Annotated in this window: 21 protein-coding genes; 16 read left to right on the forward strand and 5 right to left on the reverse strand. The window is 68.0% G+C overall.

Annotation, left to right across the window (positions count from 1 at the left end):
* Nucleotides 1-49: 49 nt before the first annotated feature.
* Nucleotides 50-604: a nucleotide exchange factor GrpE gene (gene grpE, locus GGR88_RS02355; RefSeq protein ID WP_167952599.1), complete on the forward strand. Its 555-nt coding sequence runs from the start codon at nt 50-52 to the stop codon at nt 602-604.
* 3 nt (nt 605-607) lie between these two features.
* The gene (locus GGR88_RS15575; RefSeq protein ID WP_167952601.1) at nt 608-1,843 is read left to right on the forward strand and encodes a glycosyltransferase; all 1,236 of its coding nucleotides are present in this window, start codon (nt 608-610) and stop codon (nt 1,841-1,843) included.
* Here GGR88_RS15575 and GGR88_RS02365 read toward each other — a convergent pair.
* From GGR88_RS02365 to GGR88_RS02375, 3 genes are all read right to left on the reverse strand, one after another.
* A complete protein-coding gene (locus GGR88_RS02365; RefSeq protein ID WP_167952603.1) occupies nt 1,804-2,673 on the reverse strand; it encodes a beta-1,6-N-acetylglucosaminyltransferase in 870 nt (289 codons plus the stop codon). The genes GGR88_RS15575 and GGR88_RS02365 overlap by 40 nt on opposite strands.
* A 175-nt stretch (nt 2,674-2,848) precedes the next feature.
* The gene (locus tag GGR88_RS02370; RefSeq protein ID WP_167952605.1) at nt 2,849-3,319 is read right to left on the reverse strand and encodes a vgr related protein; all 471 of its coding nucleotides are present in this window, start codon (nt 3,317-3,319) and stop codon (nt 2,849-2,851) included.
* A gap of 3 nt (nt 3,320-3,322) precedes the next feature.
* Nucleotides 3,323-3,760, reverse strand: a complete 438-nt coding sequence (locus GGR88_RS02375) for a copper chaperone PCu(A)C domain-containing protein (protein WP_167952607.1) — start codon at nt 3,758-3,760, stop codon at nt 3,323-3,325.
* Nucleotides 3,761-3,915: 155 nt separating this feature from the next.
* On the opposite strand from GGR88_RS02375, the gene dnaK reads away from it, so the two are divergent.
* The 4 genes from dnaK (at nt 3,916) to GGR88_RS02395 (ending at nt 10,009) form a co-directional block, all read left to right on the forward strand.
* The gene (gene dnaK, locus GGR88_RS02380) at nt 3,916-5,829 is read left to right on the forward strand and encodes a molecular chaperone DnaK (RefSeq protein ID WP_167952609.1); all 1,914 of its coding nucleotides are present in this window, start codon (nt 3,916-3,918) and stop codon (nt 5,827-5,829) included.
* Nucleotides 5,830-5,940: 111 nt separating this feature from the next.
* Nucleotides 5,941-7,062, forward strand: a complete 1,122-nt coding sequence (gene dnaJ / locus GGR88_RS02385; protein WP_167952611.1) for a molecular chaperone DnaJ — start codon at nt 5,941-5,943, stop codon at nt 7,060-7,062.
* 73 nt (nt 7,063-7,135) lie between these two features.
* Nucleotides 7,136-8,404, forward strand: a complete 1,269-nt coding sequence (locus tag GGR88_RS02390; protein WP_167952613.1) for an HD-GYP domain-containing protein — start codon at nt 7,136-7,138, stop codon at nt 8,402-8,404.
* A 69-nt stretch (nt 8,405-8,473) separates the two neighbouring features.
* Nucleotides 8,474-10,009 carry a tetratricopeptide repeat protein gene (locus GGR88_RS02395; RefSeq protein ID WP_167952615.1) on the forward strand — a complete coding sequence of 512 codons (1,536 nt, stop codon included), beginning with the start codon at nt 8,474-8,476 and terminating at the stop codon, nt 10,007-10,009.
* An 8-nt stretch (nt 10,010-10,017) separates the two neighbouring features.
* Here the strand turns inward: GGR88_RS02395 and purB are convergent, their stop codons facing one another.
* Nucleotides 10,018-11,322, reverse strand: a complete 1,305-nt coding sequence (gene purB, locus GGR88_RS02400) for an adenylosuccinate lyase (RefSeq protein ID WP_167952617.1) — start codon at nt 11,320-11,322, stop codon at nt 10,018-10,020.
* Between the two features lie 148 nt (nt 11,323-11,470).
* On the opposite strand from purB, the gene GGR88_RS02405 reads away from it, so the two are divergent.
* On the forward strand, nt 11,471-11,941 hold the full coding sequence (locus GGR88_RS02405; RefSeq protein WP_167952619.1) for an EF-hand domain-containing protein: 471 nt from the start codon (nt 11,471-11,473) through the stop codon (nt 11,939-11,941).
* An 80-nt stretch (nt 11,942-12,021) separates the two neighbouring features.
* Here the strand turns inward: GGR88_RS02405 and radC are convergent, their stop codons facing one another.
* Complete coding sequence (gene radC, locus GGR88_RS02410) at nt 12,022-12,699, reverse strand: RadC family protein (protein WP_167952621.1); 678 nt, start codon at nt 12,697-12,699, stop codon at nt 12,022-12,024.
* 182 nt (nt 12,700-12,881) lie between these two features.
* Here radC and GGR88_RS15580 point away from each other — a divergent pair, with 182 nt between their 5' ends.
* From GGR88_RS15580 to GGR88_RS02455, 9 genes are all read left to right on the forward strand, one after another.
* Nucleotides 12,882-15,983, forward strand: a complete 3,102-nt coding sequence (locus tag GGR88_RS15580; RefSeq protein WP_167952623.1) for an intermembrane phospholipid transport protein YdbH family protein — start codon at nt 12,882-12,884, stop codon at nt 15,981-15,983.
* Between the two features lie 49 nt (nt 15,984-16,032).
* Nucleotides 16,033-16,221 (forward strand): YnbE family lipoprotein, encoded by a 189-nt coding sequence (locus GGR88_RS02420; RefSeq protein ID WP_167954301.1) that lies wholly within the window; start codon nt 16,033-16,035, stop codon nt 16,219-16,221.
* Nucleotides 16,218-16,616: a YdbL family probable chaperone protein gene (locus tag GGR88_RS02425; protein ID WP_167952626.1), complete on the forward strand. Its 399-nt coding sequence runs from the start codon at nt 16,218-16,220 to the stop codon at nt 16,614-16,616. Before GGR88_RS02420 ends, GGR88_RS02425 begins: the two co-directional genes overlap by 4 nt.
* 204 nt (nt 16,617-16,820) lie before the next feature.
* A complete protein-coding gene (locus GGR88_RS02430) occupies nt 16,821-17,135 on the forward strand; it encodes an AtpZ/AtpI family protein (RefSeq protein ID WP_167952627.1) in 315 nt (104 codons plus the stop codon).
* 72 nt (nt 17,136-17,207) lie between these two features.
* Nucleotides 17,208-17,963 carry a F0F1 ATP synthase subunit A gene (locus GGR88_RS02435; RefSeq protein WP_167954302.1) on the forward strand — a complete coding sequence of 252 codons (756 nt, stop codon included), beginning with the start codon at nt 17,208-17,210 and terminating at the stop codon, nt 17,961-17,963.
* Between the two features lie 29 nt (nt 17,964-17,992).
* Nucleotides 17,993-18,220 (forward strand): F0F1 ATP synthase subunit C, encoded by a 228-nt coding sequence (locus tag GGR88_RS02440; RefSeq protein WP_167952629.1) that lies wholly within the window; start codon nt 17,993-17,995, stop codon nt 18,218-18,220.
* Nucleotides 18,221-18,245: 25 nt separating this feature from the next.
* Complete coding sequence (locus GGR88_RS02445) at nt 18,246-18,737, forward strand: F0F1 ATP synthase subunit B family protein (RefSeq protein WP_167952631.1); 492 nt, start codon at nt 18,246-18,248, stop codon at nt 18,735-18,737.
* Nucleotides 18,730-19,365 carry a F0F1 ATP synthase subunit B gene (locus tag GGR88_RS02450; protein WP_245196416.1) on the forward strand — a complete coding sequence of 212 codons (636 nt, stop codon included), beginning with the start codon at nt 18,730-18,732 and terminating at the stop codon, nt 19,363-19,365. The genes GGR88_RS02445 and GGR88_RS02450 overlap by 8 nt, the downstream gene beginning before the upstream one ends.
* Nucleotides 19,366-19,412: 47 nt before the next feature.
* Nucleotides 19,413-20,165, forward strand: coding sequence for a transporter (locus tag GGR88_RS02455; protein ID WP_167952634.1), 753 nt, complete (start codon nt 19,413-19,415; stop codon nt 20,163-20,165).
* The last annotated feature ends 3 nt before the right edge of the window (nt 20,166-20,168 follow it).

Raw genomic sequence — 20,168 nt, forward strand, 5'->3', positions numbered from 1 at the left:
CGGCTCCCATTGAAGCGCCCACGACAGACTTTTTTGACGGACCTGGACAATGACCGACACCGACCGCCCGACCGTTGACCCGCGGCAGGACGACCTGCGCGAGGAAACCGCCGCTGCCGCGCCGGAACTCGCCGAGCATGACCGCGCCGCCGAACTGGAAGCGCAGCTGGCCGAGGCAAAGGCAGCCGCGCTTTACGCGCAGGCCGAGACGCAGAACGTCCGCCGCCGGCTCGAAAAGGAAGCGGCCGACTCACGCGCATATGCCGCAACCGGTTTCGCGCGCGACATGCTGTCGGTCGCCGACAATCTGGGCCGGGCGCTGGATGCGATCCCGGCCGAGCTGCGCGGCGAGGAGCGCTTCAAGGGCCTCGTCGCCGGCCTGGAGGCGACCGCGCGCGAGCTGACCGCCGTGTTCGAGCGCAACGGCATCGCGCGCATCGAGTCGGTCGGCCAGCCGCTTGATCCCAACAAGCATCAGGCGATGATCGAGGTGCCGTCCGCCGATGCCGCGCCGGGCACCATCGTGCAGGAGATGCAGGCCGGCTACACCATCCGCGACCGCCTCCTCAGGCCCGCGATGGTCGGGGTGGCGAAGGCGGGCTGAGGCGTGGCGCAGGGAGGCCCGCCGGGCAGGGTTGCCGGCGCGGCCCCGCTGCTCTTCATCCAATATGGCGATTTTCGCGCGGCGTTTCTGAACCTGCGAAGTGGCGGTGAGGAAGATTACCAGGCGCAGCGGCGCTCCGTCGACTTCAAGGCCGGGCTTGCGCGCGCAGAGAGGCCGGTGACGGTCCTCAACGTCGTTACCGAGAGCGCCTTTGACGAGGTTCTTCCCGACGGCCCGCGCGCAATCGGGCTGGGCCCGCGCGGTTACGCCCTTTCCCTGCGCCAGTGGTGGCGGCTGCTCGACCAAGTCGATCCCGCCCAATTGGTTCTGCGAACCCCCTTGTGGCCTGTTCTGGTCTGGGCAGCATGGCGCCGGCGACGGACGCTCGTCGTCCTTGCTGATAGCTTTGCGGCGAGCGGTCGTCGTGGCCAGTTGCGCAACATGCTTATGGCGCGCCTCCTGAATGCCGGCGTCGTGGGCGCGGTTGGCAATCATGGGAGGCGAGCAAGCGCGCAACTGGCGGAGATCGGCGTGGATCGGCGCAAAATCATCCCGTGGGACTGGGCGCCGGCGCGAACGCCGCACGAGCAGGAACCAAAATGTTCCGCCAGCAATGACGGCGCCGTGACGCTGCTGTTTGCAGGCGCGCTTGCTCGATCAAAAGGGGTCGACGATCTGGTCGAAGCTGCTGGGGTGCTACGGCAGCGCGGACGCAAGGTCAGGGTCGACCTTCTGGGGGGCGGAGACATCGAGCGCCTGAGAGCGCTTGCCGAGGAAAAGGGCGTTGCCGACGCAGTCACGCTTCACGGCAAGGTGGCCAATCGTGACGTCGTCCCGATGATGCGCGCGGCCGACATGGTGATCGTGCCCTCCCACCATGACTATCCGGAGGGTCTGCCGCTGACGATCTACGAGGCGCTGGTGTCGCGAACGCCGATTGTTGCGTCCGACCACCCGATGTTCAGCGGCAATATCGTGGACGGTGTGAGTGCGCTGATCTTCCCGGCCGGCAACGCCGGGGCGCTGGCCGACCGAGTGGAACAGTTGCTCGACAACCCCGCGCTTTACGAGCGCCTGTCCCGGAACGGTGCTGCGGCATGGGAGCGGCTTCAGCTGCCGGTGACCTTCGAGGATTTGGTTGCGCGGTGGCTGGAGGATGACCGGGATTGGCTTCGCGCTCACTCGCTTGCCGAACGGAACTACGCGGCCGCCGCGCTCTCCGCTGCGGAAAGCGCCTGAAGCAGCTCGGCCGAGCGGCGGGAATCGAACTTGCGCGCAAAAAGCGCGGGGCTGCGGGCAAGCGCGTCTTCGTCCCGTGCGTCGAGCACGGCCGGCCTCACGCCGTCGCGGGGTCCCCAATCCATGTAGCGCAAATCATCATGCGCAACCCGATCCGAAAAGGGCGAATTCGCGATCATGGTTTGGAAGAAAAATTCTTCTGGAAGATAGCTGAAGCGCAGGTCCCGGAGGAGGCGATGAGCAGCCGGGCTCTCAACTGCGTGGCGCGCCACGTCGGCTGGCAGCGACAGCCAGACCAGTCCCTTGAAGATAGCGGACCGATTGAAGTCGCGCGTGCCTTTCCTCCGGATGCCAAAAATGCGCTGAAGGCGACGCAGCGGACGCTCAATGGGTCCGGGAATAGAGCGCCACCACTCAACAGGATAGAGAAGCTTGTACTGGTCGAAGCGGTCCCGGACCTCTTCCGGCGTTTCGGCGAGTGGTTCCCACGATATAAAAGCGCGACCGTCACATACCTGATCGAAGTATGATCGGTCCTTGATCGGATAGTCCTGCCCCGACAAGGTATGCACATAGTCGACGGCGGGATCTCGTAGCGCACGGCGCATCAAGTCTGTGATGGCAAGGAGATGTGTGTAGCCGCCCCAGACGATGCGGTAGCGGCGATCGACGACGCATCCACGCCGAACCAGATCATCAAGCAGCTCAGGATCGAACCGGCTTCTGCGGTCGACGTGGATGAACAGCTTGAAGCCGCGTCCCAGCAACGCGTCGGCAAGCCGCGCGAGCATGTCCGGATCCTTGAAGGCAGTGATGATTGCAGCGTGCACCTTAACCCCTTAGCGCGCCGCGTCGCGCTGGCCACGGCCGAATATGCTTATGCGTGCCCGGATCTGAGCCCGATACAGCCTCAGCCGCCGGTACAGGAAGGAGCTTGTCGCTCCTCGAACATCATCAGCTCACAGATGCCAAGTTCCTAGAAGCTCTTCGCGGAGGGCTGAGCGCTCACGACCGGAACGGCAGCACGCTCTCCAGCTGAGAGCGGGGTGGGGCGCCGGGTGCGGTCTGGCCGTGGCGGGCGAGGAAGGCGTGCTGCACGATCGTCGCCTGCTGTTCGATGCCGTAGCGGTGGAGAGGCCAGCCGGCGCGAAGCGAATAATCATAGCGGCAGAAAGGGTGCCGCATCAGCGGCAGCCACCAGCGCCCGCGTGTCTGCGCCTGCCAGACATGGGTCATCTCGTGGATGAACAGCCCCTGGAGCGACAGGGGTGCCGCCGCGAAATCGGCGCGGAAGACGCCGCCCTTCGGGTGGAAGTGAATGTGTCCCATGGGGGCCATGGCGACGCCGGCAGGTTGGAAGAAGATCCATTTGCCATCGACGATGCGCACCGGATCATAGTCGATGGCATCGCCGAACACCGACCGGGCAAGGGCGCGCTCCTGTTCGGTCAGCGGTCGGCGGATCGCGACGGACATGCCTCAGCGTTCCGGCGCGCCCTCCGCCGCCGTGCGCGCGGGAAGGGTATAGCGGATCGCCGGGCCCGCCTCGAACGTCAGAAGGAGCTCCACGCCCTGTCCTGATGCAATCGAGCGATCGAGCCCGAACAGCATGACGTGCGTGCCCCCGGGCGCCAATACGGTTTCGCCGCGGGCAGGCACGGGCACGCGGCGAACTGGTTCCATCGCGGCCATGCCGCCCTGCTGCATCGACTGGTGCAGTTCGGCGCGCAGCGCGCGCGGCGCGGTGACCGCGATCAGCGCATTGTCCTCCACGCCGCCCTTCAACGTGAAATATGCGGCCGCCGGATTGCCCGGCACCGCCGGCAGCTGCACCCAGCCGCCTTCCGCATGCAGTTCCGGCTGGGAGCAGCCGGCGAGGACGGCGAGGGGAAGGGCAAGGGCGGCAAGGATCTTCACGGGCGGCAATTCCGGGCAAGGTTGGTTCCTTCCCGCTTCTACGCCCTTCTTGATGGGGGGCAAAGCCCACCTATATCGCCGCCGTAACAGAGACATCCGTGCGCCGGGGAGACAGTGCGCCCGGATGTCAGGAAACGGGGTGCGAGAGAGCAAGCATGGCAAAAGTGATCGGTATCGACCTGGGCACGACCAACAGCTGCGTGGCCGTCATGGAAGGCGGCAAGCCCAAGGTGATCGAGAATTCCGAGGGCGCGCGCACGACGCCCTCGATCGTCGCCTTCGCCAAGGATGGCGAGCGATTGATCGGGCAGCCGGCAAAGCGCCAGGCGGTGACCAACGGCGACAACACGATCTTTGCGGTAAAGCGCCTGATCGGCCGCCGGTTCGACGATCCGGTCACCAAGAAGGACACCGAGCTGGTCCCGTACAAGATCGTGCGCGGCCAGAACGGCGACGCGTGGGTGCAGGCGGGCGGCAAGGATTACAGCCCGTCGCAGATCAGCGCCTTCACGCTGCAGAAGATGAAGGAGACCGCCGAGTCCTACTTGGGCGAGACGGTGACCCAGGCGGTGATCACGGTTCCCGCCTACTTCAACGACGCCCAGCGCCAGGCAACCAAGGACGCCGGCCAGATCGCGGGTCTTGAGGTGCTGCGCATCATCAACGAGCCGACGGCGGCGGCGCTGGCCTACGGTCTCGAGAAGAACGACGGCAAGACGATCGCGGTCTACGACCTGGGTGGCGGCACGTTCGACGTCTCGATCTTGGAGATCGGCGATGGCGTGTTCGAGGTGAAGTCGACGAACGGCGACACCTTCCTGGGCGGCGAGGATTTCGACAACAAGCTGGTCGACTACCTCGCCGAGGGCTTCCGCAAGGACGAGGGCATCGACCTCACGAAGGACAAGCTGGCGCTGCAGCGGCTGAAGGAAGCCGCGGAGAAGGCCAAGATCGAGCTGTCGTCGGCGCAGACCACTGAGGTGAACCTGCCCTTCATCACGGCGGACGCCACCGGGCCGAAGCACCTGGTGAAGTCCATCAGCCGAGCGGACTTGGAGCGGCTTGTCGACGATTTGGTCAAGCGGACGCTGGAGCCGTGCCGCAAGGCACTGGCCGACGCGGGGCTGAAGGCCGATGCCATCGACGAGGTGGTGCTGGTCGGCGGCATGACCCGCATGCCGAAGGTGCGCGAGGTGGTGAAGGGCTTCTTCGGCAAGGAGCCGCACACGGGCGTCAACCCGGACGAGGTGGTCGCGATTGGCGCCGCCATTCAGGCGGGCGTGCTCCAGGGCGACGTCAAGGACGTGCTGCTCCTGGACGTGACGCCGCTGTCGCTGGGCATCGAGACGCTGGGTGGCGTGTTCACCCGCATGATCGATCGCAACACCACGATCCCGACCAAGAAGTCGCAGACCTATTCGACCGCGGACGACAACCAGAATGCGGTGACCATCCGCGTCTTCCAGGGCGAGCGCGAGATGGCGGCGGATAACAAGATGCTGGGTCAGTTCGACCTGATCGGCATCCCGCCGGCGCCACGCGGCGTGCCGCAGATTGAGGTGACGTTCGACATCGACGCAAACGGCATCGTCAACGTGTCAGCCAAGGACAAGGGCACCGGCAAGGAGCAGCAGATCAAGATCCAGGCGTCGGGCGGTCTCAGCGATGCCGACATCGACCAGATGGTGAAGGATGCCGAGCGCTTCAGCGAGGACGACAAGAAGCGCCGTGAGGCAGCCGAGGCGAAGAATAACGCAGAGAGCCTGATCCACACGACCGAGCGGCAGCTCGCCGACAATGGCGACAAGATCGACGCGTCGCTGAAGTCGGAGATCGAGGCTGCCGTGGCCGAAGCGAAGACCGCCGTCGAAAGCGGCGAGCCGGCGCAGATGACCGAGAAGGCGCAGGCCCTGGCCCAGGTGTCCATGAAGATGGGTCAGGCGATCTACGAGCGCGAGCAGCAGGCGCAGGCCTCTCCGGGCGCGGACCAGCCGCAGGGCGGTGCCGCGTCGGACGACGGCGTGGTCGATGCCGAGTTCTCCGAGGTCGACGACAGCAACAAGGCGTAACCGTCAGGTGGCGCCGACCGTGCCGGGCCTGTCGAGGCGGCGTTCTCCCTTCGGAGAACAAGATCTGCTTCGACAGGTCCGGGGCGGGCGGTTCAATATGGGCGGGGACCGATGAGCACCGACATCGACTATTATGAGCTGCTAGGCGTGGAGCGCACGGCGGATGGCCAGACCATCAAGTCCGCCTACCGCAAGCTTGCCATGCAATATCACCCGGACAAGAACGCCGGCTGCAAGGACAGCGAAGCCAAGTTCAAGGCCGTCAGTGAAGCCTATGACTGCCTGAAGGACCCGCAGAAGCGCGCGGCCTATGACCGGTTCGGCAAGGCTGCGTTCCAGCAGGGTGGCTTCGGCGGTGGGCAGCAGGATTTTTCCGGCTTCTCCGACATCTTCGAGAACATCTTCGGCGAGTTCATGGGCGGGCGCGGCGGCCCGGGGGCAGGGCGCACCGCCGCCCGGCGCGGTGCCGACCTGCGTTACGACATGGAGATCTCGCTAGAGGAGGCCTTTGCCGGCAAGGCGGCGGAGATCACCGTGGACGTCTCCGCGGCGTGCGAGCCGTGTGGCGGGCGCGGCGCAAAGCCGGGCACCAGCGCGCGGAGCTGCCCCACCTGTGGCGGGGCCGGCAAGGTGCGCGCGCAGCAAGGCTTCTTCGTGGTCGAGCGGGCCTGCCCAACCTGCCACGGCGCGGGCGAGGTAATCGCCGAGCCATGCGCCGCCTGTCATGGCGAGGGCCAGGTCGACAAGCGCAAGACGCTGTCCCTGAACGTCCCCCCCGGCGTCGACGAGGGCACGCGGATCCGCATGACCGGCGAAGGCGAGGCGGGTGCGCGTGGCGGTCCGTCCGGCGATCTTTACGTCTTCATCCATGTGAAGCGTCATCCGCTGTTCGAGCGGGAGGGCACGACCCTGTTCGCGCGCTGCCCCATCAGCTTCACCACGGCGGCGCTGGGTGGCGAGATCGAGGTCCCCGGTCTCGATGGAGAGACGCACCAGATCCGCATCCCCGCCGGCATTCAGTCGGGCAAGCAGATCAGCAAGCGCGGCGTCGGCATGCCGGTGCTGTCCGGACGCGGTCGCGGCGACATGGTGGTGGAGATCCAGGTGGAGACGCCGACGAAGCTGTCGTCGCGTCAGAAGGAGCTGCTGGAAGAATTCCGTGCGACCGAAACCGGAGACGAGTGCCCGGCGAGCCACGGCTTCTTTTCCAAGCTGAAGGCGGCGCTCGGCTAACTCCTGCCAGCTTACTCTATGTTAAGATTGTCGGGGCTAAAGTGACGTTTTCCGGGGGGAGAGCCGTCACAACATGCTTCTACGCGTCCGTCGTGATCAGCTTTGTGTCGGCATGTATGTGCATGCGATCGAAGGATCGTGGTGGCTGCATCCATTCTGGCGCCGCCGTTTCCTGATCGAGGACGAGCGCGCGCTGGAGCTGGCGCGCGATGGTGGCGCCGAGATGTTCGTGATCGATACCGATCGGGGGGGGGCGCCTGTTGCCGAAGTCGAGGTTGACGCAGGCGCGCCGGCATCCGCGCCCGTGCAGAAGCGTCCACCACCCGCGCGACGGATCGAGTCGGAGGAGGAGCGGCAGGCCCGCGAGCTGGAACGCGCAGCGGCGCTGGTCCAGGAATCCCGCGCAGCAGTCACCCGGATGTTCAAGGAAGCGCGGCTCGGCAAGGCGGTGCGCCCAGCCGACGTGGGGCCGGTTGTCGAACAGATCGCCGAGCAGGTGTTCAACGACGCGTCCGCGCTGATTCGGGTGACCCGGCTGAAGCGCAAAAACGAATATACCTACATGCACTCGGTGGCCGTGTGCGCCCTGATGATCAACCTTGGGCGCAAGCTGCGGCTGCCGGAGGAAACGATTCGCGAGATCGGCATGGCCGGGTTGCTGCACGACATCGGCAAGATGAGCGTGCCCGACGCCGTGCTGATGAAGCCGGGCGCGCTGAGTGACCAGGAGTTCGCCGTGATGCGCGACCATCCGGTGCTCGGCCACGATCTTTTGAAAGCGGACAGCGAGATGTCGGCGATCGCGCTGGATGTCTGCCTGCATCATCATGAGCGGGTCGACGGCAATGGCTATCCGTTCGGACTGACCGCCGAGCAGCTGTCCATCCATGCACGGATGGGGGCCGTGTGCGACGTGTATGACGCGGTGACGTCCAATCGCTGCTACAAGAGCGCCTGGACGCCCGGCGATGCCCTCAATCGCATGAAGGACTGGGACGGGCACTTTGACCCGGGCGTGCTGGACGCATTCATTGCGTCGATCGGCATCTATCCGACCGGCACGCTGGTGCGGATGCGGACCAACCGGCTTGGTGTTGTTCTGGGCACGCTGGACCGCTCGACTGACCGGCCCTTGGTGCGGTGCTTCTTTGCGATCACCGACCGGGAACTGACGCGGCTGGACGATGTGGAGGCGTCATCGACGCTGCGGGGCGACGGCATCGTCGGCGTGGAGATGGGCGAAGCCTGGTTCGGCAGCCGGTGGAGCCGGATGCTGGGCATGATCCTGGCGAACCAGCGGCCGATCATCGCCGACGACACGGCCCTGAAAACCGCCTGCTGACCGCTCACAGCGCCTTGTCAGGGAGGAGGCGCCCAGCCTAACCTTCCGTCGCAGGTATCGGAGGGGTCGATGCGGGGTATCATCTTCTGGACGTTGGCACTTTTCGCGTGCCATCCAGCCGCCGCCGCCTGGCACCAGGCGAGTTCCGCTCACTTCATCGTGTATGCGGACGACGACGCCGAGGACGTCCGCCGCTATGCGGAGCGTTTGGAGAGGTTCGACCGCGCCGTGCGGCTGATGCGGAACATCCCGGACGATCCGGTCAGTCCGGGCAACCGCGTCACTGTCTACATGGTCAGGAACATGGACACGATCCGGCAGCTGTCCGGCAGCCGGTCGGTCGCAGGCTTCTATATTCCAAGGGCGAGCGGCTCCGTCGCGTTCGTGCCCCGCCGCACGGAAAGCGGTCCGCATGTGCTCTCCGCCGATGCGGTGCTGCTGCACGAATATACCCACCACATCATGCTGACCCATTTCGCGCACACCGCACTGCCGCCCTGGCTGGTGGAAGGTTATGCCGAGTTCCATGCGACCGCCGACTTGCGGGAGGACGGATCCGTGCAGTTCGGCCGGCCGCCGCTCTATCGCGCATGGGGCTTGCTGACGGGCAATCCGCTGCCCGTCGACCGGATGCTCGCCAACGAGATGCGGCCGCGCCGGGACAATGAGCACGACGCGCTCTATGGCCGTGGGTGGCTGCTGACGCACATGCTGACGTTCAAACCCGGGCGGAGCGGGCAGCTGACCGACTATATCGGGCGTATCAATGCAGGCGAGACGCCGCGGGCCGCGAGCGCGGCGTTCGGCGACATGGACGCGCTTCAGGATGAGCTGAACGACTATCTGCACCAGCGCCGCATCATGTCCCTGACGCTGCAGCCCGCGCAGCTTCCAATCGATGCCGTGACCGTGACACCGCTCAGCACGGGCGCGGCGGCGGTGATGGACGCGCGGATCCGGTCGACCCGCGGTGTCAATCGCGAGACTGCACCAGATGTGCTGCGGATGGCGCAGCGCGCGGCGGCACCCTATCCGGACGACCCGGTGGCACAGCGCGTTCTGGCCGAGGCCGAGTTCGACATGGGCAATCTGGACGCGGCCGCCGCCGCTGCCGACCGGGCGATCGCCGCCGACCCGAGGATGGCCGAGGCGCTGATCTATCGCGGCATGGCGGCCATGGCGATCGCGCGGCGAGACGGGGCGACCGATGCCGCAACGTGGAACGCCGTGCGGCGATGGTTCCTGAGCGCCAACCGGATCGAGCCTGATCATCCCATGCCGCTGCTGCTGTTCTTCCGCAGCTTTACCGAGCAGGGCATCACGCCGACCGAGAACGCCCAAATGGCCTTGCTGCGCGCGCAGGAGCTGGCGCCGCACGACATGGGGCTGAAGATGCAGGCCGCGCAGGTGGCGCTGCGACGCGATCAGCTGGACCAGGCTCGCGCGCTCCTGCGGCCGGTAGCCTACCAGCCGCACGGCGGGGACATGGCCGAGTTCGCCACGCGCGTCTTGGGCGTGCTGGACAGCGAAGGCCCTGCAGCCGCGCTCGCGCTGTCGCGGACTGAGCCGTCGACCGGCGAGAACGAGCCCACGCCGGGCAGCTGACGCGGCGATCAGGCCGGGCCGAATACCCGGTCGAAGATCGTGTCCACATGCTTGAAGTGATAGCCGAGGTCGAACCGCTCCTCGATCTCGGCATCGCTGAGCCGCGCCGACACGTCGGCATCGTCCTTCAGGAGCTGCATCAGCGACAGGCGCCCATCCGATTCCCACACCCGCATGGCGTTGCGCTGAACCGCGGCATAGGCATCCTCCCGGCTCATCCCCGCTTGGGTGAGCGCGAGCAGGACGCGCTGCGAGTGCACGAGCCCGCCCATGCGATCGAGGTTCGCCTGCATGCGATCCGGATAGATCAGCAGCTTGTCGACGACGCCGGTCATTCGGGCGAGCGCGAAATCGAGCGTGATGGTGGCATCGGGGCCGATGTAGCGCTCGACCGACGAATGGCTGATGTCGCGCTCGTGCCACAGAGCGACATTCTCCATCGCGGGCGCGGCATAGGCGCGGACCATGCGCGCCAGCCCGGTCAGGTTCTCGGTCAGCACCGGGTTGCGCTTGTGCGGCATCGCCGACGAACCCTTCTGGCCGGGCGAGAAATATTCCTCCGCCTCCAGCACCTCCGTGCGCTGGAGGTGGCGCACCTCGGTCGCGAGCCGCTCGATCGAGGAGGCGATCACCGCCAGCGTCGCGAAATACATGGCGTGGCGATCGCGCGGGATGACCTGCGTGGAGACGGGTTCGACCGTCAGCCCCATCTTGGCGGCGACATGCGCCTCCACTCGCGGATCGATGTTGGCGAAGGTGCCGACGGCACCCGAAATTGCGCAGGTGGCGATTTCCGCCCGGGCCGCGACGAGGCGCGCGCGGGCGCGGCTGAATTCGGCATAGGCCTGCGCGAGCTTCAGCCCGAAGGTGACGGGTTCGGCGTGGATGCCGTGGCTGCGCCCGATTGTGGGTGTCAGCTTGTGTTCGAACGCCCGGCGCTTGATCGCGGCGAGCAGCTGATCAAGGTCGTCCAGCAGAATGTCGGTCGCCCGTGCCAGCTGCACGGCAAGGCAGGTGTCGAGCACGTCCGACGACGTCATGCCTTGGTGCAGGAATCGCGCCTCGTCCCCCACATGCTCGGCCACGTTGGTCAGGAACGCGATCACGTCGTGCTTCGTGACGGCCTCGATCTCATCGATGCGCGCAGCATCGAAGGCGCCGCGCGCCCAGACGGCAGCCGCGGCGTCCTTTGGCACGATGCCCAGGTTGGCCATGGCGTCGAGGGCATGCGCCTCGATCTCGAACCAGATGCGGAACCGGCTGTCCGGCTCCCAAAGTGCGGTCATGGCGGGGCGGGCGTAACGCGGGATCATGGCGGTTCCTGGATGGCGACGGGATGAGCGGAGCCCTAGCGGGGGTGAGCGGTGGTTTGAAGTGATGACTCCCCGAACGGAGCCCCAATATTGGAGGGCCGCCGGCACGAAAGCCGGCTACTTGATGGAATATCAAGGAGTTACGACGATGATTAAGGCACTTCTTCTGTCCGCGACCATGATGGCGGCGTCGCCCGTGATGGCGCAGGAGACTGCGCCACAGCCGCAGTCGACGCCCCCTGCCGAGCAGGCAGCGCCCGCCGACACGCTCCCCGCGCAGCCGGAGACGGCCGCCGAGGATGTCGTGACGAGCGAGGCAGCACCGGCCGCCGAGACTGCGACGACGGAGGCTGCAACGGCCGAGGCCGCAACGACGAACAGCGCAGACACTGTCGCGCAGGTCGTCGAGGCCGAGTTCGCGAACTATGACGGTGATGCCGATGGCGAGCTGACGCAGGCCGAGTTCGGCCGTTGGATGACCGCGCTTCGCGCCAGTCAGCCGGGCGGTGCGGCCGAGGGTGACAGCGCCAGCTGGGCCAATGCGGCCTTCGCTCAGGCGGACACCGACAGCAACAGCAAGGTGTCACGCGGCGAGCTGACCACCTTCCTGCAGGGTTGATCGCCCAGCAGCACAAGCAGTGATCGAGGGGCGGCCGGCAACGGTCGCCCCTTTCATTTTCCACGTGGGCCAGCCGCGCCCTAGATGAGGCCGAGCGCGCGCAGGCTGGCATGGCCGTCGCGCCCGATGATGACATGGTCGTGGACGGCGATGCCCATACGCTTTGCGGCCTCCGCGATGTCGCGCGTGATGGCGATGTCCTGGCGGCTGGGCGAGGGATCGCCGCTCGGGTGGTTATGGACCAGGATGATGCTGGCCGAGCCGAGATCGATCGCGCGGCGCACCACCTCCCGCACATAAATCGGCGCCTGGTCGATCGAACCTTCGGCCATCAGCTCGTCTCGGATCAGCATGTTCTTGCCGTTGAGGTGAAGCACGCGGACCCGCTCCACCGCGACATGGGCGAGGTCGGCGCGCAGATAGTCGAGCAGCGCGTCCCAGCTGCCGATCACAGGGCGCGCGGCGACTTCCGCCCGCAACAGCCGCACGGCGGCTGCCTGTGCGACCTTGATCGCGGCGATTGCGGTGTCCCCCGCACCCGACCGGCGCATGGCTTCCGGATCGGCCGACAACAGCCCGCCGATGCCGCCATGTTCGGCGAGCAGCCGCTTCGCCAGCGGCTTCGTGTCTCGGCGCGGGATCGCGAGGGCCAGCAGATATTCGATCAGCTCATGATCCAGCAGCGCTTCTCCGCCGCCCTCGAGCAGGCGGGTGCGCAGCCGTGCGCGATGCCCATCATTGCCGGTGCCGTCCGCCATCGGTGCTGGTTAGAAGCCGGTTCAGCCGTGCGCAATCGTGCAACGTGGAGGATGACGGCACCGGATGGCTCGACTAACGGTTGAGCGTCAGTCGGGGGACGCGAGGTCCCGCAACGGGGGGAGAGTGACCGATCGAACCGGAGGCAGGAGCAGAGGCGACCGCGCCGCGCACCGCGCGCCGCGTGACGGCCCGGCGTCTGTTCCTGGCGGTGGGTGCGTTCCTGCTGGTGGCGGCCGCGATCCTGTGGTCGCAGCGGATCGAGATCGCATCCGGGCTCGTCGACCGGGAGCTTGCCCGCCGCGGCGTGGAAGCACGGTACCGCGTGACGGAGATCGGCGTCACCAGCCAGCGGATCGAGGATGTAGTGATCGGCGATCCCGCCGCGCCCGACCTGACCGCCGACTGGGCCGAGCTGCAGATCAGCGTCGGGCTGAACGGACCGGTGGTCACGGGTGCGAGCGCGGGCGGGGTGCGGCTGCGCGGACGTTTCGTGGACGGACGCATCAGGCTGGGCGCGGTCGACAGGCTGTTGCCGCCGCCGACGCCGGGCGCCCCGATCCGGCTGCCCGATTTCGACGTCGCGCTTGAGGAAGCGCGGCTCGATCTCCTGACAGAGGCGGGCAGGATTTCCGCCAGGATCGACGGTCGCGGCAATCTCGCCGACGGTTTTGCCGGGCGGCTGGTGGCGCGGGCGCCGCGGCTGGCGCTGGGTGGCTGCACGGCCGAGGGCGTGGTTGCGGCGGTGGGGCTGGAGACGGTTGACCGGCAGCCGCTGATCGATGGGCCAGTGCGCGTGCGGTCGGCCGCGTGCGGCGATGCGGCCATCGCCAGCGCGACCGTGCAGCTGGACGCCGCACTGGGCGAAGCGCTGGACCGTTGGCAGGGTGTCGCCGACTTCGACGTGGCGCAGCTCTCCTCATCCGGCGGCGTCCTGAACGCCGTTGTCGGGCAGACGAGTTTTGCGGGATCGTCATCCGGAACCGACGGGCGCATCGAGCTGGCTGGCCGGCAGGCGCGGCTCGCCGGCGCGCGTGCGGCGCAGGCGACGCTGGCGGGCGACTGGTCGATCGGCCGCGTGACCAGTCTGGATGGCGAGCTGGCGGTGAATGGAGCGGCGGTCGACCGCAGCCTGATGACGCCCTTGCTGCGGCTCGACGAGCGCACGGCGGGAACGCCGGTGTCGCCGTTGCTCGCGCGGATCGGTGATGCCTCGGCCAGCGCCGCCCGAGACTTCGCCCTGCGCGCGCGGTTCGTGGCCCGGCAGGAAGCAAGCGGCCAGGGCATGTTGAGCCTGTCCCAGCTGGATGCGACCAGCGCCAGCGGTGCGCAGCTGGCGATCGCGGACGGCGCGGCGGTGGCGCTCGGCTGGCCTGGTGGACAGCGCCGGCTGGACGGGCAGCTGACCCTGTCCGGCGGCGGCCTGCCCGCCGTAAGCGCGGTGCTCCGCCAGCCTCGCGCCACGGCCGCGATCACCGGGCTGGTGCGCGTCCAGCCATATGCCGCCGACAACGCACGGATCGCGCTGGCGCCCGTGCGCTTCACCACCGGCGGTGGTGGTGCGACCCGCATCACGACGCGGGCCACGCTTGATGGACCGTTGGCAGGCGGTCGGGTCGAGGGACTGGACCTGCCGGTCGCCGCACAGCTGACGCGTGCAGGCGCGCTGATGGTGGATCCGGGCTGCGTGCCGGTCCGCTACCGCCTTGTGTCCATCGGCGCGGCGCGGTTGGCGCCGGGCGGCTTTGATCTTTGCCCGGCTGCGGGGCGCCGGGTGGTGGATGGTGGCGGGCTGGCTCCGCTCAGCATCGCCAGCCCCGCGATCACCGGCACGATCGGCAGCACGCCGCTGGACGTGCAGGCGGGATCGGCCAGGCTGCAGCCGCGAGCGGGCGCCTTCACGCTCAGCGACCTCGTGCTGGCGGTTGGAAACGCGGCGCGCCGCACGGACGTCCGGATCGCCGAAGTGGATGGGCGGTTCGGCGGGGGCGGCCCGTCCGGGAAGTTCGCCGGCGGCGGCGCGACCATCGGCGGGATCCCGCTTGTCATCGGCGACGCGGCCGGCGACTGGCGCTTCGCCGGCGGGGCGCTGACGCTGGCGGGTGACATCGGGCTGACCGACGCCGTGGAGCCGGGCCGATTCGAGCGGCTGGTGGCGCGTGACATGCGGTTCCGCCTGGGCGGCGACGGGATCGTGGCGGACGCGACGCTGCGACTGCCGGCCAACGATGCACAGATCGTCGACGTTGCCATCCGCCACGACCTGAAGGCCGGGACGGGTGCCGCTGCGCTGACTGTGCCGGGCATCCGCTTCACGCCGGACGGGTTCCAGCCCGAGCAGCTGACGCGGCTGACGCTTGGCGTGGTCGCGGAGGTGGACGCGCTGGTCGACGGCAGCGGGCGGATCGCCTGGGGCCCGGGCGGCGTCACCTCAACCGGCGAGTTCGGGACCCAGAATGCGGCGCTGGCCGCTGCGTTCGGCCCGGTCAGCGGGCTGACGACCCGGATGCAATTCGTCGACCTGCTGGGCCTGCAGACGGCGCCCGGGCAGGTCGCCACCATCGGCAGCGTCAATCCCGGTATCGAAATCCTGAACGGTGCCGTGCGATACCGCCTGCTGCCCGAGCGGCGGGTGGAGGTGGCCGGCGGCAGCTGGCCGCTGGCCGGCGGCACGCTGACGCTCGAGCCGACGCTCCTCGATTTCGCCGAGCAGGCGGAGCGGCGCATGGTGTTCGACGTGAACGCACTCGATGCCGCAAAATCCATCGGGAGGTTCGAATTCGAGGATCTCGCGGCCACGGGGACGTTCGACGGGCGGCTGCCGATCCTGTTCAACCGGGAGGGCGGGCGGATCGAGGGCGGCACGCTGATGTCGCGTGAGGGGGGCGGCACCCTCGCCTATAATGGCGAGCTGTCGAACGCCGATCTCGGCACCTGGGGAAAACTGGCGTTCGATGCGCTGCGGTCCATCCGCTACAATCAGCTGACCATCGCGCTGGACGGGGCGATCGACGGCGAGATGGTGACGCAGGTCCGCTTCGGCGGCGTCAATCGCGCGACACCGCGGACGCGGGCGAGCATGATCCTCAGCCAGTTCACCAACCTGCCGTTCCTGTTCAACATCCGGGTGGAGGCGCCCTTCCGCGGGCTGCTGGCGTCGCTGCGCGGGTTCGGCGATCCGGAGGAGCTGCTGCGCGAGCGGTTGCCGGACGCGATCAACGCGCCCGATCCCGCGCTCCCGGCGCCCAGCGGCGTTCAGCCACCGGTCAGCCGGACAGCGTCATAGGAGCATGCGGATGTTGACGGGCGTTGATCAGGGTGCGAGCCGGGGCGGCATGACCACCGTGCGCACCGCGACCATGGCCGGGCTGGTGCTGATGCTGGGCGCGTGCGTCCAGGTGCAGGCGCCGGAACGGCCGATCGAGATCAATCTGAACGTCAATGTCCGGCAGGAGGTTCTGCTGAGGCTTGAACGTGATGCCGAGGCGATCATCGAGGAAAATCCGGAGCTGTTCCCGCAATGACACGTCTGTCCACCATCGTGCTGGCCGCCGGTGCCGCGGCCGGGCTCGCGCTTGTCGCCATGCCGGCCGCCGCGCAGGAGAGCGGGGCCGTTCGCGCCGCCATCGCCGCCGGAACGGTGGGCGAGAAGGCGGACGGCTATCTCGGCATTCGCGGCCAGGTGTCGGGCGCGGTGCGGGCGGAGGTCGATTCGATCAACATTCGCCGACGCGCCGTCTACACGGAGCGCGTGGCTGGTCGTCCGGTCAGCGTCGAGCAGATGGCGGCGGCGATCGGTTGTCGCACGCTTGCGACGCGGGTTCAGCCCGGCCACGCCTACCAGTCCGACGACGGCACCTGGCGCGTGCGGGGCGAGGGCGATCCGCCGCCCACCGCCGCCAACTGCCCCGCGCTCTGACCTGTTCGGGATCGGCGGCCGACTGCGTTCCCGGCCGGCGGCCTGTACCCTGACAGGGTCGATGCGGCTGTCGAGCGCGCCTGCCGCTGCGGTTGACTTGGCGACACCCCCTTCCTAAACGGGCCGCGCTCTGGCGGGACCGTCCGCCGTCGCGCAAATCCAAGCCGCGCCCCCGCATCGCGCGGTGGCTGGCAGGGAGGCGGGATGGAAGGCGGAAACGGCCAGGACCATGGCGGGGCGGACCCGCGGCTCACGCAGCTCGACGAGCGGCTGGCCAAGGTCCGCGCCGACGAATCGATCCGCACGGGACGGTCGAAGCGCGGCCCAGGGAAGGGTTATTCCCAGGGCAATCGCGTCTTGGCTGAGCTGATCGGAGGTCTTGGTGGCGGTGCGCTCATCGGTTGGCTGCTCGACAGCTGGCTGCGGACCACCCCCTGGCTCCTCCTGCTGCTGATGACGCTGGGCGTCGCTGCGGCGTTGAGGAACATCGTGAGGATCTCCAGCGAGCGTCCGGAATAACACCGGGCGCCGCTGCGCATAGGGATGGGTTGAAAATTGGCCACCGGGGCTGAAAGCGGCAAGATCGACCCGATGCACCAGTTCACCATTGAACCGCTGTTCGGGCGGATCGAGGTGGGGGGCTTGGACCTGAGCTTCACCAATTCCGCGCTGTGGATGGTGCTGACGCTGGGCGTGCTCTGGGTGTTCATGCTAGGCGGCATGAAGCGCGAGCTGGTGCCCGGCCGCTGGCAGGCCGCGGTCGAAAGCGTCCATGGCTTCATCGCCGGCATGCTGACCGCCAACATCGGCCCCGAAGGCCGCCGGTTCGTCCCTTATGTCTTCTCGCTGTTCATGTTCATCCTGGTGGCCAATCTGCTGGGCCTGTTGCCCATCGGCATCATCCCCGGGCTCCATGCCTTCACCGTCACCAGCCACCTGACCGTTACGGGCGTGCTCGCCATCATCAGCTTCTCCATGGTGCTGATCATCGGCTTTGCACGGCACGGCTTCCACTTCTTCTCGCTGTTCGTGCCGCACGGCACGCCGCTCCCGATGATCCCGCTGATCTTCTTTGTGGAGCTGGTGTCGTTCCTGGTGCGCCCGTTCAGCCTGGGACTGCGTCTCTTCGTCGCCATGATGGCGGGGCATATTCTTCTGAAGGTGCTGGCCGGCTTCGTCGTGTCCGGTGCCAACGCCGCATGGTGGACGCCCGTGGTCGTCAGCCTGCCGTCCATGCTGCTGATGGTCGCCATCTCGGCGCTGGAGCTGCTGGTCTGCGCCATCCAGGCTTATGTCTTCGCCCTGCTGACGTCGCTCTACCTGAACGACGCGGTCAATCTTCACTAAAACAACAGCTTACACGAAGGAGTTATTTCATGGACGCAGAAGCCGCAAAGCTGCTCGGTGCCGGTCTGGCCGCCATCGGTGCCGGTCTGGCCGCGCTGGGCGTGGGCAATGTCTTCGCCAAGTTCCTCGAAGGCGCGCTGCGCAACCCGGCCGCTTCGGACGGCCAGCAGGGCCGCCTGTTCATCGGCTTCGCCGCCGCCGAGCTCCTGGGCCTGCTGGCCTTCGTGATCGCGGTTCTGCTGATCTTCGTCGCCTAAGCGAACGGGGACCGGACCAAACGCCATGCCTCAGATCGACCAGATCGCGAGCACCTATGCCTCGCAGATCTTCTGGCTGCTGATCACCTTCGGGCTCGTCTACTTCACCATCGGCCGCGGCATGCTGCCGAAGGTGGAGCAGGTGGTGGACGCGCGTGACCGCCGCATCGCCGACGACCTTGTCGCGGCGGAGCGGGCACGCGCAGCTGCCGACGAGACCGAGGCGGCATGGCGCAAGCGGATGGACGAGGCCCGCGACGCGGCCGCGCATCAGACAGCGGAGGCCAAGGCGGCCGCCGCGCGGGATGCGGAAGGCCGCGTGAAGGCGGCAGATGCCGAGGCCGAGGCGCGCGTTGCTGCGGCGGAAGCGCGGATCGCCGCAGCACGGACGGAGTCGCTCGCCAACATCGACACGGTCGCGGCCGAAGCGGCGCAGGACATCGTCCGGCGTCTGGCGGGCATCGACATCGACGAGGCGGCGGCACGGGCGGCCGTGCGGGAGGTGGCGCATGGCTAATCCCAGCAACGGATCGGCAACGGTCGCGGCCAACCTGGCCGACCCCTTCTCGTCGGAGCCGCTGGCGCCGACCGACATGGGTCATGAAGGTATCACCGGTTCGATCAGCGGTGCGGGTGGCGAGCATGTCGCCGCGCCCGCCGCGCTCGGGCTGGAGGCGGAGGGCTGGGTTGCCCTCGCCATGCTGCTGCTGATTGCGCTGCTGGTGTGGCGCGGGATCGGCAAGGCCATCGGCAAGGCGCTGGACGGACGCATCGCGACCATCCGCGCGCAGCTTGACGATGCATCGCGGCTGCGGGCCGAGGCGGAAGCGCTGAAGGCAGAATATGAGGGGCGCGCGGCAACCGCCGCCGCCGACGCCGAGGCGGTGCGCGACGGTGCGCGGCGCGAGGCCGATGCGATCCTGGCCAAGGCGCAGGCTGACGCCGCTCAGTTGATCGAGCGGCGTACGGCCATGGCGGAAGCCAAGATCGCGGCGGCCGAGCGGAGCGCGCTTGCCGATGTCCGGCGCAGTGCGGCCGATGCGGCATCCGCCGCGGCGGCGCGGCTGCTGGCCGACCGGCTGGATGCCGGAGCCGACCGGCCGCTGATCGATCGCACGATCTCGGGCCTTGGCCGATTGAACTGATGCGGTGGGCGGCTTGGCGGCCGGTGCTGGCCGCGGCCGCCATCGTGATGCCGAGTACCGGTTCGGCGCAGGCGCTCTCCCCCTTCTGCTCGGATCGCCCCGACCGCGTCGTCACGCCGTGCGTGATCGAGGGCGGCGCGGTGCAGCTCGAGATCGGCGCTGTCGATTGGGCGCGGACCCGCGACGGAGCTGATCGCACGGACGAGACGCTGATCGCCGACACCGTCCTCCGCTTCGGATTGGGCGACGAGTTCGATCTCCGGGTCGGCCTTTCGCCCTTGGTTCGTGTCCGCGACGTCATGGGCGGTCGGATCGAACAGCATGAGGGCGTTGGCGATCTGACCGTCGGCTTGCGCCGGCGCATCGTCGATGGTGGCGACGACGGTGTGTCCTTCGGCCTGCAGCTTGGCGCCACGCTGCCGACCGGCGGAGACCGGCTGGGGCAGGGCGACTGGTCGGTTGAGGTCGTCGCGCCGGTGCAGATCCCGCTGGGAAAAATCCTCACGCTGGGACTGACGCCGACGGTCGCGGCCGCCGCGGACGAGGACGGCGACGGGCGGCATTTCGCCTGGGGCGGGGTGGCCGGGATCGAGGCGGCACTCGGCGAGCGGGTCGCCGTCGGCACCGAGCTCTACGCGATCAGAAACGAGGAGGCGGGCGGGGCGACCGAGGCGACTGCCGACGCCTATGCGACATGGCGGCTCAGCGACGGGGTGCAGCTGGATGTCGCGGCCTATGTCGGGCTGAACGCCGACACGCCAGACATTGAGCTTCTGAGCGGCATCACCTGGCGGCTGTGAAGG

Source organism: Sphingomonas jejuensis (genome assembly GCF_011927695.1).
GTDB lineage: Bacteria > Pseudomonadota > Alphaproteobacteria > Sphingomonadales > Sphingomonadaceae > Sphingomonas_K > Sphingomonas_K jejuensis.